This is a genomic window from Streptomyces sp. NPDC020884 (assembly GCF_044333935.1).
Lineage (GTDB): Bacteria > Actinomycetota > Actinomycetes > Streptomycetales > Streptomycetaceae > Streptomyces.
The window spans coordinates 83,947-96,373 of record NZ_JBIRRY010000004.1; the positions used below are offsets into that span (position 1 = coordinate 83,947).

The window sequence follows — 12,427 nt, forward strand, 5'->3', positions numbered from 1 at the left end:
CCATCGGGCTCAGGACGGGACGTGGGCGTGCAGATACGCGGCGGTCTCCCGGTCTGCGGGGAGGAACGTCTCGATGGCCAGCTCGGCCACCGTCACGTCCATCGGCGTGTTGAACGTCGCGATCGACGACACGAACGACAGCACCCGGCCCCCGTGTTCGAGCAGCATCGGCAGCGCGAACGCCGGGGCCCGCTCCGGTTCCGCGCCACCGGACCGGCCCGCGGGGCCGGTGCGGTCCTCCCGCGCGGCGACCGGATAGGCGGCCACCTCGTCGTACAGCGCACGCAGCTCGGGCGAGCGTACGAGGGCGATCTGACGGTCCATCTGCGCCAGCAGGTCCGCCCGCCACTCCGGGAGGTTGACGATGCGCGGAGCGAGCCCCTCCGGGTGAAGGGTGAGCCGCATGGCGTTGATCGGCGGCGTCAGCAGCTTCTCGGGCACCCCTTCCAGCAGCAGCGCGATCCCCCGGTTGGCCGCCACCACCCCGTAGGTGCCGTCCACCACGAGCGCCGGATACGGCTCGTACGCCGTCAGCAGCCGGTCGAGACTCCCGCGCAGGGAGGCCATCGCGGGGTCGTCGAGCGGCGTCTGCGCGTAGCGGGGCGCGTAACCGGCGACCACGAGCAGGGCGTTGCGCTCACGGACCGGGACGTCCAGCTGTTCGGCCAGCCGCAGGACCATGTCCTCACTGGGCCGGGAGCGGCCCGTCTCGATGAACGAGATGTGGCGGGCCGAGGAGTCCGCGCGCAGCGCCAGTTCCAGCTGGCTGATGCGCCGCTGTTCCCGCCAGTCGCGCAGCAGCGGCCCTACTCCCGTGTCGGGCAAGACAGTCGTCATGCCCAGACCGTAACGTCACCGGCGGGCCGGGGCCGGTACGGGCCGCCCCGGCCCGCTGTGACGCATTGCTCCGATCCACCGACACCCAGGGGAGCCGTTCCATGACCGCCGAACCGCTGTCGCCGACCGAGATCGAACGCCGGCTGGAGAGCCTGCCCGGCTGGGCGCTGGAAGGGGACCGCCTCACCCGGACCTTCCGGCTGCCCTCCCACTTCGCGGCCGCCGCCCTGACCGTCCATGTCGCGCAGATCCAAGAGGAGCTGAACCACCACTCCGACCTGACGCTCGGCTACAACACGGTGGCCCTCTCCGTCCACACGCACGACGCGGGCGGCGCGGTCACCGAGAAGGACCTCACGCTGGCCGGCCGGGTGGCGGCCGTGGCCCCGTCCCACGGAGCCGCATAGCCTGCGGGCGGCTGGGCCCGGCCCGGCCGCCCGGCTCAGGCCACCGTGCCGAACCTCGGGTGCGTGGCCAGCCACTGCGCGTATCCGGGGCTGCGCGACACCGCCGCCGCGTACGCCGCGCGGGTCGCTCCGGTGACGGTCCCCGCCGCGGCGTCCGCGGCGGGGGAGTGCGGGTGCCAGCCCACCAGATGACGCCAGCTGAGCGGCGCACCGGCCAGGGGTCTGGTCACCAGTCCGGGCGACGGCGGGAACGTCGCCCGGCACAGCCCGATCGCCCGCCCCACCTGCACCAGATGGACGACGGACGCGGTGTCCGTCTCGTACACGGACACCGGGGTGAAGCCCGACCGCGCGCAGGCCGTGGCGAAGCAGTCGGCGAAGCAGCCGTCGCCCGGCACGTCCGCCCAGCACTCGTCCGCCAGCGCGGCCAGGTCCAACTCCCTCTCGCCGGCCAGGGCGTGGTCCTCCGGCAGCATCACGAAGACCGGGTCCACGCCGACGACCTCCCACACCAGCCGGTCCGCCAGCGGCGGCGGACTCTCGCCGCACGTCCCGATCAGCGCGAAGTCCAGCCGCCCGTCGATCACCAGCGAGGCGATCTCGGCCACCGACCACGAGGTGTACGTCGACACCGGCGTCGACGGGTGCGCGGCGGCCATCCGGTCCACCAGACCGCCGAGCAGCGGACCGTGGGTGCCGCCCAGCCGGAACCGGTCCAGCGACCCCGTCGCGTTGGCGAACCGCACGGCCTCGGCCTGGAGTTCGCTGACCGCGGGCAACACCACCCGGGCCCGTTCCAGCACCAGCTCGCCGAGCGGGGTGGCACGCGCTCCGGTGTGGTCGCGTTCGAAGAGAGCGCCGCCCAGGGCCTTCTCGATCCGCCGCAGCTGAGCGCTGAGAGCGGGCTGGGCAAGGCCCAGTGTGGCGGCGGCCTTGGTGAGGCTGCCCGTGTCGGCTATGGCACGGACCGTTCGCAGATGCCGCAATTCCAGCTCCATAAGGGCAAGTTATGGGCCCGGGAGCACCCCGGCAATATGCGCGCTCTGGCTACCGTTCAGTCGGTGTGCGTGGTCCGTACACCGCCGGGCCGGGCGGCGGGGGATCGCGTTCCGGTTCAGCCCTGCCAGGCTCCGTCCCCGGCGGCCTCGCGGGCGTAGTCGGTGAAGTCCTTCGGCCCCCGGCCCAGGACCCGTCGCACATCGCCGGTCGTCGCCGCGTTGTGGCCGTCCAGCAGGGTCGCGAACAGCTCGGCCAGGAATCCCGCCTCCGGGCCGAACACGCCGAACTCCTCCAGCAGCGCCGCGTACGCGGGACCCGTCACCGGCCCATACCGCACCGGCCGGCCCGCCGCCCGGCCCAGCACCTCGGCCGCCTCCGCGAAGGTCAGGCTCCGGGGGCCCGTCAGCTCGTACACCGCACCCGCGTGCCCCTCCTCGGTCAGCGCGGCCACCACCACGTCGGCCAGATCCCCGACGTCCAGGAACGGTTCCGCCGTCGTGCCCGCGGGGAAGACCAGCTCGCCGCCGAGCACCCCGTCCAGCAGCGCGCCCTCGCTGAAGTTCTGCGCGAAGAACGCCGACCGGACGACGGTGACCTCCACCGCCCCGGCGGCCGCGCGCAGCGCCTCCTCGGCGACGGCCGCCTGCGGTTCGCCGCGCCCCGACAGCAGCACCACCCTGCGCACCCCGCACGCCGCAGCGGTCCGCCCGAACACGGCCATCGCCTCCGCCGCCCCGGGTACCGCCAGATCCGGGTAGTACGCAACATAGGCGGCCTGTGCGCCGCGCAGCGCCGCCGCCCACCCCGAGTCGTCCTGCCAGTCGAAGGGCACCTCGCCCGTGCGCGAACCGGATCGGACCGGCACCCCGAGGGCCGTCAGCCGCTCGGCGACCCGGCGGCCGGTCTTGCCCGTGCCGCTGGTCACCAGAACCGTTCCCACGTCCCCTGCCGCGCCCTGCTCCGCCACCTGTCCCGCGCCCTGCTCCGCCATCGGTCCCACGTCCCTCACCGTCATCGGTTCCCCGTCCCGTCCGTCGCCCGCGTCTTCGTCGTCGCCGACGTTCCGCCGCTTGTCCGCGTTCTCCGTCATGGCTCCAGACTCCCGGTCCCGCGACCGGCCGGACATGCTCCAAAGGCTCAGGCGCCTACTCCTTCGTCCACGCGTTCCTGCGTCTACGCTGACGGCCATGGACGCTCTCGCCGGACTCCTGGACGGACCACGGGCCCGGGGCGCGTTTCTGCTCCGCATGGTGATGGAGCCGCCCTGGGCGGTACGGATCGAGGACCGGGCGCCGATCTGCCTGATGTCGGTCCGGCACGGCACGGCCCTCATCGCGCCGCCCGGCGGAGGTCAACCGGTCCGGCTCGGCCCCGGGGACATCGCGGTGGTCCGCGGCCCCGAGCCGTACACCGTCGCCGACGCCCCCGGGACGCCGCCGCACGCGCTCATCGGCCCCGGCGGCGTCTGCACCACGCTGCACGGCCGGCCGCTCGCCCAGGACATGGTGCTGAACGTACGGACCTGGGGAAACGCGGCCGATGGCAGCACGGCGGTCCTCGTCGGCACCTATCTGATGGACGGCGAGATCAGCCGCCGGCTGCTGGACGCGGTGCCCCCGCTGCTCACCGTTCCCGCCGACGCGCGGACCCGGCCGCTGCTGGACCTGCTCGACGCGGAGATCGCCCAGGACGAGCCGGGCCAGCGCGTCGTCCTGGACCGGCTGCTGGACCTGCTGCTCATCGCCGTGCTCCGCGCCTGGTTCGCCCGGCCCGGGGCCGACGCCCCCGCCTGGTACCGCGCGATGGGCGACCCGGTCGTGGGCACGGCGTTGCGGCTGCTCCAGAACGAGCCGGCGCACCCCTGGACCGTCGCCGCGCTCGCCGCCCGTGCCGGGGTGTCCCGGGCCGGTCTCGCCCGGCGGTTCACCGAGCTGGTCGGGGAGCCGCCGATGACGTATCTCACCGGCTGGCGGCTCGCCGTCGCGGCCGACCTGCTGCGGGAGAGCGACGCCACGGTGGAGGCCGTGGCCCGGAAGGTCGGCTACAGCACCCCCTTCGCCTTCAGCGCCGCGTTCAAGCGGGTCAGGGGAGTCAGCCCGCAGGAGTTCCGCGGCAGCGGGCCGGGGGACCCCCTCGATTTGCCGGATCGGCAAAGAAGTTTGCCGGTCGACCCGATCCTGGGAAGGCTGCCTCCATGAGCAGCCACGCCGGTCACGGCCATCACGCCACCCCCGCCGCCCCCGCACGGGCGCGGGCTCACACCCCCGCACACGGAACAGGAAGCGACCCGGCCACGGACATCGACTGGGACGTCATGGGGCCCCTGCTGGAGCAGAACGCCGAACTCAACAGCGCGCAGTACGCGGAGGCGGCCCGCTGGATCGCCGCTCTGCCCACCGCACCGAAGGTCCGCCGGGTGCTGGACGTCGGCAGCGGCCCCGGCGTCGTCTCCTGCCTGCTGGCCGAGGTCTTCCCCGAGGCCGAGGTGGTCGCCGTGGACGCGACGCCCGCTCTCCTGGAACGCGCGAAGAACCGTGCGCGACGTCTCGGCGTGATCGACCGCCTCCAGACCCTGGCGGCCGAACTCCCCGCCGAGATCGACCGGTTGGGTGAGGCCGACCTGATCTGGGCAGGCAACTCCCTGCACCACCTGGGCGACCAGCGTGCCGCTCTGGCCGGATTCGCGGCGCTCCTGCGGCCCGGCGGGACGGTCGCGCTCGTCGAGGGCGGACTGCCCACCCGGCGACTGCCCCGCGACATCGGCATCGGACGGCCCGGTCTGGAGGCCCGCATGGACGCGGCCGCCGCCACGCGCTTCGAGCACATGCGCTCCGAACTCCCGGGCGCGAAGCGGGAGACCGAGGACTGGAGCGCCCTGTTCACCGCGGTCGGCCTCGTTCCGCAGGGCACCCGCAGTTTCCTCCTCGACCTGCCCGCCCCGCTCTCCGGCCCCGCCCGCGACCATGTCGTCGCGAGCATCACCCGCGAGCGTGAAGTGCTCGGCGAACTGCTGACGGCCGAGGACAGCGCCGTACTGGCACGGTTGCTCGACCCCGAGGACCCCGAGGGTCTGCACCACCGTGCGGACGTCCATCTGCTCACCGCCCGCACGGTCCACCTGGGGCGGCGCGGCTGAGGGCCGGCTCCGCGCACCGAGCTCAGCGGGAGCGTGCCACCGGCTCCAACCGCCACCACTGGAAGGGGGAGTCGGTGTCCTCCCACTGCTGGACCGTCCCCCCTTCCTCGGTGGACGCGTCAGCGACCTCCATGACGAGCCCGCTGATGAAACTCACCAGCGTGACCGTCCCGGGCGCCTCGGAATGCTGCTCGATCAGCCACTCCTGCGCGCCGAAGTTGTTGGCCTTCCACTGCTGGATCCGGGTGCCGTTCTCCGTGTCGGCGCCCGCCACGTCCAGTCGCTTCCCGCTGTGCTCGTTGACCAGGTGGAAGAGGGCCGCGCCCTCGTGCACGGGGGCCAGCCGCCACACCTGCGCCGCCGTCCCGTCGTCCTTGCCCTGCTGGACCCGGGCCCCGCTGCCCTTGGCCGCGCCGTACACCTCCAGCACCAGCTTGCTGCCGACGTTGCGCAGTCGGTAGGGACCCGCCTCGACGACGGGTGCGAGTTCGCCGCTCATGTCTCTGTGTCTCCCGTTCGACCAATGTGCTGACGCTGACGCTGCCGCAGAGCTGACGACGCGACGCCCCCACCGAGACATCGGCGGGGGCGTGGGGCGGGCCGGACGCTCAGGCGCCGACGTTGAACTCGGCCGGGTCCGAGCCGAGCCGCTTGCCCTCGTCCAGGGCCGCGAAGGCGGCGAGGTCGTCGGCGTCCAGCTCGAAGCCGAACACATCGAGATTCTCCTTGATCCGCGACGGGGTCACGGACTTCGGGATCACGATGTTGCCGCTCTGCAGGTGCCAGCGCAGGACCGCCTGGGCGGGCGTCCGGCCGTGCTTCTGGGCGATGGCGACGACCGTCGGCACCTCCAGGAGTCCCTTGCCCTGGCCCAGCGGGGACCAGGCTTCGGTGGCGATGCCGTGCTCGGCGTGGAAGGCGCGCCCCTCGGTCTGCTGGAGCTGCGGGTGGAGCTCGATCTGGTTGACGGCCGGGACCACGGAGGTCTCGGCGAGCAGCCGCCGCAGGTGCTCGGGGTGGAAGTTCGACACGCCGATGGACTTGGCGCGGCCGTCGGCGAGGATCTTCTCGAACGCCTTGTACGTGTCGGTGTACGCGTCCTTCGCCGGTACCGGCCAGTGGATCAGGTACAGGTCGACGTAGTCCAGGCCGAGCTTGTCCAGCGAGGCGTCGAAGGCGCGCAGGGTGCTGTCGTGACCCTGGTCGCTGTTCCACAGCTTCGTGGTGACGAAGAGCTCGTCGCGGGCGACGCCGGACGCGGCGATGGCCTTGCCGGTGCCGCTCTCGTTCGCGTAGACCGCGGCGGTGTCGATGCTCCGGTACCCGGTCTCGATGGCCGTGGCGACCACCTTCTCCGCCTCGTCGTCCGGCACCTGCCAGACACCGAAACCGAGCTGCGGCATGTCGAGGCCGTTGTTGAGGGTGATGGAGGGGACCTGGCTCACGAGCGGTCGATCCTAACGTCGTCGATGGATAACTCCCCACGACAACGACCGGGCGGGCCCAGGCATTCCCGCGCGGTCGAGCCGTCCGTGCTGCCGCCGGTTCAGTGGTAGAGCGCGTCGACCTCGACCGCGTACGCCGTCTCGATCGCCTTGCGCTTCAGCTTCAGCGAGGGCGTCAGCAGCCCCAGGTCCTCGGTGAACGGATGGGCCAGGATCCGGAACGTACGGATCGACTCGGCCTGCGACACGGCCGTGTTGGCGGCCACCACCGCCCGCCGGACCTCCATCTCCAGATCCGGGTCCCGCACCAGGTCGGCGGGGCCGAGCGGGGTACGGCCCTGCATCGACAGCCAGTGGTCCACCGCCTCCTGGTCGACGGTGACGAGCGCCGCGACATAGGGGCGGTCGTTGCCGACGACGATGCACTGCGCCACCAGCGGATGCGCCCGTACCCGCTCCTCCAGACCGGCCGGGGAGACGCTCTTGCCGCCGGACGTCACCAGGATCTCCTTCTTCCGCCCGGTGATCGTCAGATAGCCGTCCTCGTCCAGCGCACCGAGGTCCCCGGTCGCCAGCCAGCCGTCCTGCAGCACCGCCCGGGTGGCCCCGGGGTTGCCCAGATAGCCGGAGAACACGTTCGGCCCGTGCAGCCACACCTCGCCGTCGTCCGCGATATGCACCGACGTCCCCGGAATCGGCTGCCCGACCGTCCCGTACCGGGTGCGCTCGGGAGGGTTCGCCGTCGCCGCGGCGGTCGACTCGGTCAGCCCGTACCCCTCGAAGACGCTCACCCCGGCGCCCGCGAAGAACAGCCCGAGCCGGCGGTCCATGCCCGAGCCGCCCGACATCGCGTGCCGCACCCGGCCGCCCATCGCGTCGCGGACCTTCTTGTAGACGACCTTGTCGAAGAACTGGTGCTGCATCCGCAGCCCGGCCGAAGGTCCGGGCCCGTCCCCGAACGCCTTCTGCTCCAGGGCCTCGGCGTACTTCACCGCGATGTCGACGGCCTTGTCGAACGGTCCGGCCCTGCCCTCCGCCTCGGCCCTGCGCCGGGCCCCGTTGAACACCTTCTCGAAGATGTAGGGCACCGCCAGGATGAACGTCGGCCGGAACGTCACCAGGTCCGGCATCAGCGCGGTCGCCGACAGCTCCGGCTGATGACCGAGCTTGACCCGGCCACGGATCGCGGCGATCTCCACCATCCGCCCGAAGACATGGGCCAGCGGCAGGAAGAGGAGGGTGGCCACCTCGTCGCCGGATTTGGAGTGGAACACCGGCTCCCAGCGCGTGACCATCGTGTCGCTCTCGAACATGAAGCCCGCGTGGGTGATCACGCACCCCTTGGGGCGGCCCGTCGTCCCGGAGGTGTAGATGACGGTCGCCACGGAATCGGGCGTCACCGCGCGCCGGTGCCGGTGCACCACCTCGCCGTCGATGTCCGCGCCCGCCTCCACCAGCTCGTCCACCGCCCCGGCGTCCAGCTGCCACAGCCGCATCAGATGCGGCAGCTGGTCGATCACCGAGGCGACGGTCATCGCGTGGTCCTCGTGCTCGACCAGCACGGCCACCACCTCGGCGTCGTGCAGCATCCACAGGACCTGCTCGGCGGAGGAGGTCGGGTAGATCGGCACCGACTGGGCCCCGACGGTCCAGAGCGCGAAGTCGAAGAGGGTCCACTCGTAGCGCGTACGGGACATCAGCGCGACCCGGTCACCGAACCGCACCCCGTGCGCGATCAGTCCTTTGGCCAGCGCCAGCACCTGGTCGCGGAAGTCCCCGGAGGTCACATCGCGCCACTCGCCCCCGGCGTCCTTGCGGCCGAGCGCGACGCGGTGCGGATCGTCCTCGGCGTGGTCGAAGACCACATCGGCCAGACCGCCGACCTGAGGCGCCGCCGGCATGGGTGGAACAGTGAATTCGCGCAATGACATGCTCCTTGTGGCGCTCCGCACAGCGCCGCGACGCTACCCCAAGCGGGTGCCCGGCGGGAGGGGCCCGGAGCCTCCGGACACCGTGCCGTCCGCACAGGTCAACCGTCGAAAACCGGCCAGATGGGCAAGGCTCGGGCGTCCGGCCGGTCCAGTTCTGCCGGAGGGGTAAGCGGCTCGCGCCGGAATCTCCACCGAATCCGCCCGCTGCGATCACCGTGGGCCCGCAGACGGGACCGAGCCCCGCCTCCTCCTGGTCACCGGTCCTGTCCACCGGTCGGTGGAGGCCAGGTTCAACCGGCAGGTCGTGTCGGGCGCGAGACCCTTGCGGCCAGGAATTTCCGGTATGAGACAGCTACCTGTACGCGTGGCCCGATGGAGCGCCCGGCACGCCGGGCGGGCGATCGCCGGCTGGTTCGCGTTCGTCGTCCTGTGCCTCGCGGCCGGGCGGCTCGGTTCGGAGGCCCTCGTGGAGCCGGCGGCGGCGACAGCGGGCCGCGCCATCCGCACGCCCTGCTCTAGGGCGCCTCCCCGCCGCCGGTCCCGCGGTGCAGCCGGTCGCCGCCCGCCAGGATCGCCGAGGCCAGCGCGTCGGCCGCCTCCTGGGCCGCGCCCCGGCGGTTCCCGTGCAGCAGCACGAAGTCGACGCCGCCGAGCTCCGGCAGCCCCGCCCTGGCCGGCACCGGAACCAGTCCCGGGGGGACCATCCCCCGGGAGTGCGCCATCACCCCCAGGCCCGCCCGTGCCGCCGCGACCAGACCGCTCAGGCTCGTACTCGTGCAGGCGATCCGCCAGGCCCGCCCCTGCTCCTCCAGCACCTCCAGGGCGCGGGCCCGTGTGATTCCCGGCGGCGGGAAGACCACGAGCGGCACGGGGCGCTCCGGGTCGACGCGCAGCTGCGGCGCGCCGATCCAGTCCAGCGCGTCCTGCCACACCAGCTCGCCGTGGGTGTCGCCGGTCCGCCGCTTGGCCAGCACCAGATCCAGCCGGCCCGCGGCGAGCTGCCGGTGCAGGGTCCCGGACAGCTCCACGGTGAGCTGGAGCTCGACCTCCGGATGGTCGCGGCGGAAGGACTCCAGGATCTCGGGGAGCCGGGTGAGGACGAAGTCCTCGGAGGCGCCGAACCGGAGCCGGCCGCGCAGCCTGGTGCCCGCGAAGAACGCCGCGGCCCGTTCGTGCGCCGAGAGGATCGTCCGGGCGAAGCCGAGCATCGCCTCGCCGTCCTCGGTGAGGTCGACGCGATGGGTGTCCCGGGCGAAGAGCTGCCGCCCGGCCGCCTCCTCCAGCCGCCGCACGTGCTGGCTGACGGTGGACTGACGGATCCCGAGCCGGCGCGCGGCCTGGGTGAAGCTCAGCGTCTGGGCCACGGCGAGGAAGGTACGCAGCTGGGCGGGGTCGTACGTGGCGTCCATGACCGGCACGTTATCGGGTTCCGTGATGACAGTCAGAGCGGTATGCCTGATTCCCGATGAGGCGGTGCGGGAGCAGGATGGATGCCGATGGGGCCGTGGGGGAGTGGAGCGGATGCCGGCAGGGCCGGTCCGCCCGGCACGGCCCGACGCCCGCACGGCCGTACGGCCGGCCGACCCGTGGAGTGCCCGAGCCCATGACCCGCCGCATGCCGAGCCTGCCGTCCTGGCTGCCGGTCGACGCCTACATCCTGGCGCTGGCCGCCACCGTGGCCCTCGCGGCGCTGCTGCCCGCCCGGGGGACCGCCGCCGAGGTGGCGGGCGGGGCGTCCACCGGCGCGGTCGCCCTGCTGTTCTTCCTCTACGGGGCGCGGCTCTCCACGGCCGAGGCGCTCGACGGGCTCAAGCACTGGCGCCTCCACCTCACCGTCCTGGCCTGCACCTTCGTCGTCTTCCCCCTGCTGGGGCTGGCCAGTGCCGGCCTGGTGCCGTATGTGCTGACCCCCGAGCTCCAGGCGGGCTTCCTCTTCCTGTGCCTGGTCCCCTCGACGATCCAGTCCTCCATCGCCTTCACCTCGATCGCCCGGGGCAACGTGCCCGCCGCGATCTGCGCCGGGTCCTTCTCCAGCCTCGCCGGGATCTTCGTGACCCCGCTGCTCGCCGCCCTGCTCCTCGGCTCGACCGGGGGCGGGTTCTCGGCGGACTCCCTGCTGAAGATCGTGCTCCAGCTGCTCGTCCCGTTCCTCGCCGGCCAACTGCTGCGCCGCTGGGTCGGCGGTTTCCTCACCCGGCACAAGAGGGTTCTCGGCCTGGTCGACCGGGGGTCGATCCTCCTCGTGGTCTACACCGCGTTCAGCGAGGGGATGGCGGCCGGCGTCTGGCACCAGGTCACCCCGGCCCGGCTCGGCGCGCTGCTCGCCGCCGAGGCGGTCCTGCTGGCGGTGATGCTCGCCCTGAGCGGGTACGGGGCACGGCGGCTCGGGTTCGACCGGGCGGACCGGATCGCCGTCCAGTTCGCCGGGTCGAAGAAGAGCCTGGCGGCCGGGCTGCCGATGGCGAGCGTGATCTTCGGGGCGCACGCGAGCCTGGCGGTGCTGCCGCTGATGCTCTTCCACCAGATGCAGCTGATGGTCTGCGCGGTGATCGCCAAGCGCCGTTCCCGCGACCCGGAGGCGCGGGATCCGGCCGACGCCGGGGGCGTCGCGCCGGGGGCCCCGGCACCGGAACCGGCCGCGGCGACCTGAGGACCGCCGCCCCGAGGGCCTCGCCTTCAGCCCTGCCGGCCCCCCCCGCCTTCAGCCCTGCCGGCCCCCCCCCCGCCTTCAGCCCTGCCGGCCCCCCCCCCCGCCTTCAGCCCTGCCGGCCCCCCCCGCCTTCAGCCCTGCCGGCCCCCCCCGCCTTCAGCCCTGCCGGGCCGCCGTCTCCAGGGCGATCCGGTGCTCACCGGCGTACACGTTCATCGACGGGCCGCGCAGGAAGCCGACCAGCGTCAGTCCGCTCTCCGCCGCCAGGTCCACGGCCAGCGAGGACGGTGCCGAGACCGCGGCCAGTACCGGGATCCCCGCCATCACGGCCTTCTGCGCCAGCTCGAACGAGGCCCGCCCCGACACCAGCAGAATGGCCCGCGACAGGGGCAGCCGGTGGTCCGTCAGCGCCCGGCCCACCAGTTTGTCGACCGCGTTGTGCCGGCCGACGTCCTCGCGGACGTCCCAGAGCTCGCCCTCCTCGGAGAACAGCGCCGCGCCGTGCAGCCCGCCGGTCCGGTCGAACACGCTCTGCGCGGCCCGCAACCGGTCCGGGAGGGCGGAGAGCAGCTCGGGGGTGACCCGCACCGGGGGCGTGTCGGCCACGGGGTGCCGGGTCGTGGTGCGTACCGCGTCCAGGCTGGCCTTGCCGCACAGGCCGCACGAGGAGGTGGTGTAGACGTTGCGCTCCAACGTGATGTCGGGCACCACGACGCCCGGCGCGAGCTTCACGTCCACCACGTTGTACGAGTTCACGCCGTCAGCCGTCGCCCCGGCGCAGTAGACGATCGACTGCACCTCGTCCCCCTCGGCGATCACCCCCTCGCTGACCAGGAAACCCGCGGCCAGCGCGAAATCGTCGCCCGGCGTACGCATCGTGATGGCCAGCGGCCGGCCGTTCAGACGGATCTCCAGGGGCTCCTCCGCCACCAGGGTGTCCGCGCGGGAGGAGACGGCGCCGTCCCGGATGCGCAGGGTGCGGCGGCGTTCGGTGACCCGTCCCATAGAGGTGAACCCGATTC

Annotated in this window: 12 protein-coding genes; 4 read left to right on the top strand and 8 right to left on the bottom strand. The window is 73.0% G+C overall.

The genetic code is table 11. The features are described 5' to 3' along the window. Nucleotides 1-9: 9 nt before the first annotated feature. Nucleotides 10-837, bottom strand: a complete 828-nt coding sequence (locus ACH4UK_RS14630; protein WP_398356403.1) for a helix-turn-helix domain-containing protein — start codon at nucleotides 835-837, stop codon at nucleotides 10-12. 101 nt (nucleotides 838-938) lie between these two features. Between ACH4UK_RS14630 and ACH4UK_RS14635 the strand changes: the two genes are divergently transcribed. Continuing rightward, nucleotides 939-1,244, top strand: a complete 306-nt coding sequence (locus tag ACH4UK_RS14635; RefSeq protein WP_398356404.1) for a 4a-hydroxytetrahydrobiopterin dehydratase — start codon at nucleotides 939-941, stop codon at nucleotides 1,242-1,244. Between the two features lie 35 nt (nucleotides 1,245-1,279). Here ACH4UK_RS14635 and ACH4UK_RS14640 read toward each other — a convergent pair whose 3' ends face one another. Together ACH4UK_RS14640 and ACH4UK_RS14645 are read right to left on the bottom strand one after the other, a co-directional pair. Next, entirely contained in the window at nucleotides 1,280-2,242 is a 963-nt protein-coding gene (locus ACH4UK_RS14640) for a LysR family transcriptional regulator (RefSeq protein WP_398356405.1), read from the bottom strand. 116 nt (nucleotides 2,243-2,358) lie between these two features. Beyond that, nucleotides 2,359-3,333 (bottom strand): NmrA family transcriptional regulator, encoded by a 975-nt coding sequence (locus ACH4UK_RS14645; RefSeq protein ID WP_398356406.1) that lies wholly within the window; start codon nucleotides 3,331-3,333, stop codon nucleotides 2,359-2,361. A gap of 97 nt (nucleotides 3,334-3,430) precedes the next feature. Between ACH4UK_RS14645 and ACH4UK_RS14650 the strand changes: the two genes are divergently transcribed. Together ACH4UK_RS14650 and ACH4UK_RS14655 are read left to right on the top strand one after the other, a co-directional pair. Further along, on the top strand, nucleotides 3,431-4,441 hold the full coding sequence (locus ACH4UK_RS14650; protein ID WP_398356407.1) for an AraC family transcriptional regulator: 1,011 nt from the start codon (nucleotides 3,431-3,433) through the stop codon (nucleotides 4,439-4,441). Beyond that, on the top strand, nucleotides 4,438-5,379 hold the full coding sequence (locus tag ACH4UK_RS14655; RefSeq protein ID WP_398356408.1) for a class I SAM-dependent methyltransferase: 942 nt from the start codon (nucleotides 4,438-4,440) through the stop codon (nucleotides 5,377-5,379). The genes ACH4UK_RS14650 and ACH4UK_RS14655 overlap by 4 nt, the downstream gene beginning before the upstream one ends. Nucleotides 5,380-5,401: 22 nt before the next feature. Here the strand turns inward: ACH4UK_RS14655 and ACH4UK_RS14660 are convergent, their stop codons facing one another. From ACH4UK_RS14660 to ACH4UK_RS14675, 4 genes are all read right to left on the bottom strand, one after another. Then, nucleotides 5,402-5,878, bottom strand: a complete 477-nt coding sequence (locus ACH4UK_RS14660; RefSeq protein ID WP_398356409.1) for an RICIN domain-containing protein — start codon at nucleotides 5,876-5,878, stop codon at nucleotides 5,402-5,404. Between the two features lie 109 nt (nucleotides 5,879-5,987). Then, nucleotides 5,988-6,824, bottom strand: coding sequence for an aldo/keto reductase (locus ACH4UK_RS14665; protein ID WP_398356410.1), 837 nt, complete (start codon nucleotides 6,822-6,824; stop codon nucleotides 5,988-5,990). A gap of 101 nt (nucleotides 6,825-6,925) precedes the next feature. Continuing rightward, nucleotides 6,926-8,725, bottom strand: a complete 1,800-nt coding sequence (locus ACH4UK_RS14670) for an AMP-dependent synthetase/ligase (RefSeq protein WP_398356411.1) — start codon at nucleotides 8,723-8,725, stop codon at nucleotides 6,926-6,928. 545 nt (nucleotides 8,726-9,270) lie between these two features. Then, the gene (locus ACH4UK_RS14675; protein WP_398356412.1) at nucleotides 9,271-10,164 is read right to left on the bottom strand and encodes a LysR family transcriptional regulator; all 894 of its coding nucleotides are present in this window, start codon (nucleotides 10,162-10,164) and stop codon (nucleotides 9,271-9,273) included. Nucleotides 10,165-10,358: 194 nt separating this feature from the next. On the opposite strand from ACH4UK_RS14675, the gene ACH4UK_RS14680 reads away from it, so the two are divergent. Beyond that, entirely contained in the window at nucleotides 10,359-11,405 is a 1,047-nt protein-coding gene (locus ACH4UK_RS14680) for a bile acid:sodium symporter family protein (protein WP_398356413.1), read from the top strand. Between the two features lie 156 nt (nucleotides 11,406-11,561). Here ACH4UK_RS14680 and fdhD read toward each other — a convergent pair whose 3' ends face one another. Then, nucleotides 11,562-12,410 (bottom strand): formate dehydrogenase accessory sulfurtransferase FdhD, encoded by an 849-nt coding sequence (fdhD, locus tag ACH4UK_RS14685; protein WP_398356414.1) that lies wholly within the window; start codon nucleotides 12,408-12,410, stop codon nucleotides 11,562-11,564. Nucleotides 12,411-12,427 lie beyond the last annotated feature (17 nt).

Excerpts from the sequence above, each read along its gene's own strand:
- ACH4UK_RS14645 (WP_398356406.1), bottom strand. The coding sequence starts at position 3,333 with ATGACGGAGAACGCGGACAAGCGGCGGAACGTCGGCGACGACGAAGAC.
- ACH4UK_RS14675 (WP_398356412.1), bottom strand. The coding sequence starts at position 10,164 with ATGGACGCCACGTACGACCCCGCCCAGCTGCGTACCTTCCTCGCCGTG.
- ACH4UK_RS14635 (WP_398356404.1), top strand. The coding sequence starts at position 939 with ATGACCGCCGAACCGCTGTCGCCGACCGAGATCGAACGCCGGCTGGAG.
- ACH4UK_RS14650 (WP_398356407.1), top strand. The coding sequence starts at position 3,431 with ATGGACGCTCTCGCCGGACTCCTGGACGGACCACGGGCCCGGGGCGCG.
- ACH4UK_RS14655 (WP_398356408.1), top strand. The coding sequence starts at position 4,438 with ATGAGCAGCCACGCCGGTCACGGCCATCACGCCACCCCCGCCGCCCCC.
- ACH4UK_RS14640 (WP_398356405.1), bottom strand. The coding sequence starts at position 2,242 with ATGGAGCTGGAATTGCGGCATCTGCGAACGGTCCGTGCCATAGCCGAC.
- ACH4UK_RS14670 (WP_398356411.1), bottom strand. The coding sequence starts at position 8,725 with ATGCCGGCGGCGCCTCAGGTCGGCGGTCTGGCCGATGTGGTCTTCGAC.
- ACH4UK_RS14630 (WP_398356403.1), bottom strand. The coding sequence starts at position 837 with ATGACGACTGTCTTGCCCGACACGGGAGTAGGGCCGCTGCTGCGCGAC.
- fdhD (WP_398356414.1), bottom strand. The coding sequence starts at position 12,410 with ATGGGACGGGTCACCGAACGCCGCCGCACCCTGCGCATCCGGGACGGC.
- ACH4UK_RS14680 (WP_398356413.1), top strand. The coding sequence starts at position 10,359 with ATGACCCGCCGCATGCCGAGCCTGCCGTCCTGGCTGCCGGTCGACGCC.
- ACH4UK_RS14660 (WP_398356409.1), bottom strand. The coding sequence starts at position 5,878 with ATGAGCGGCGAACTCGCACCCGTCGTCGAGGCGGGTCCCTACCGACTG.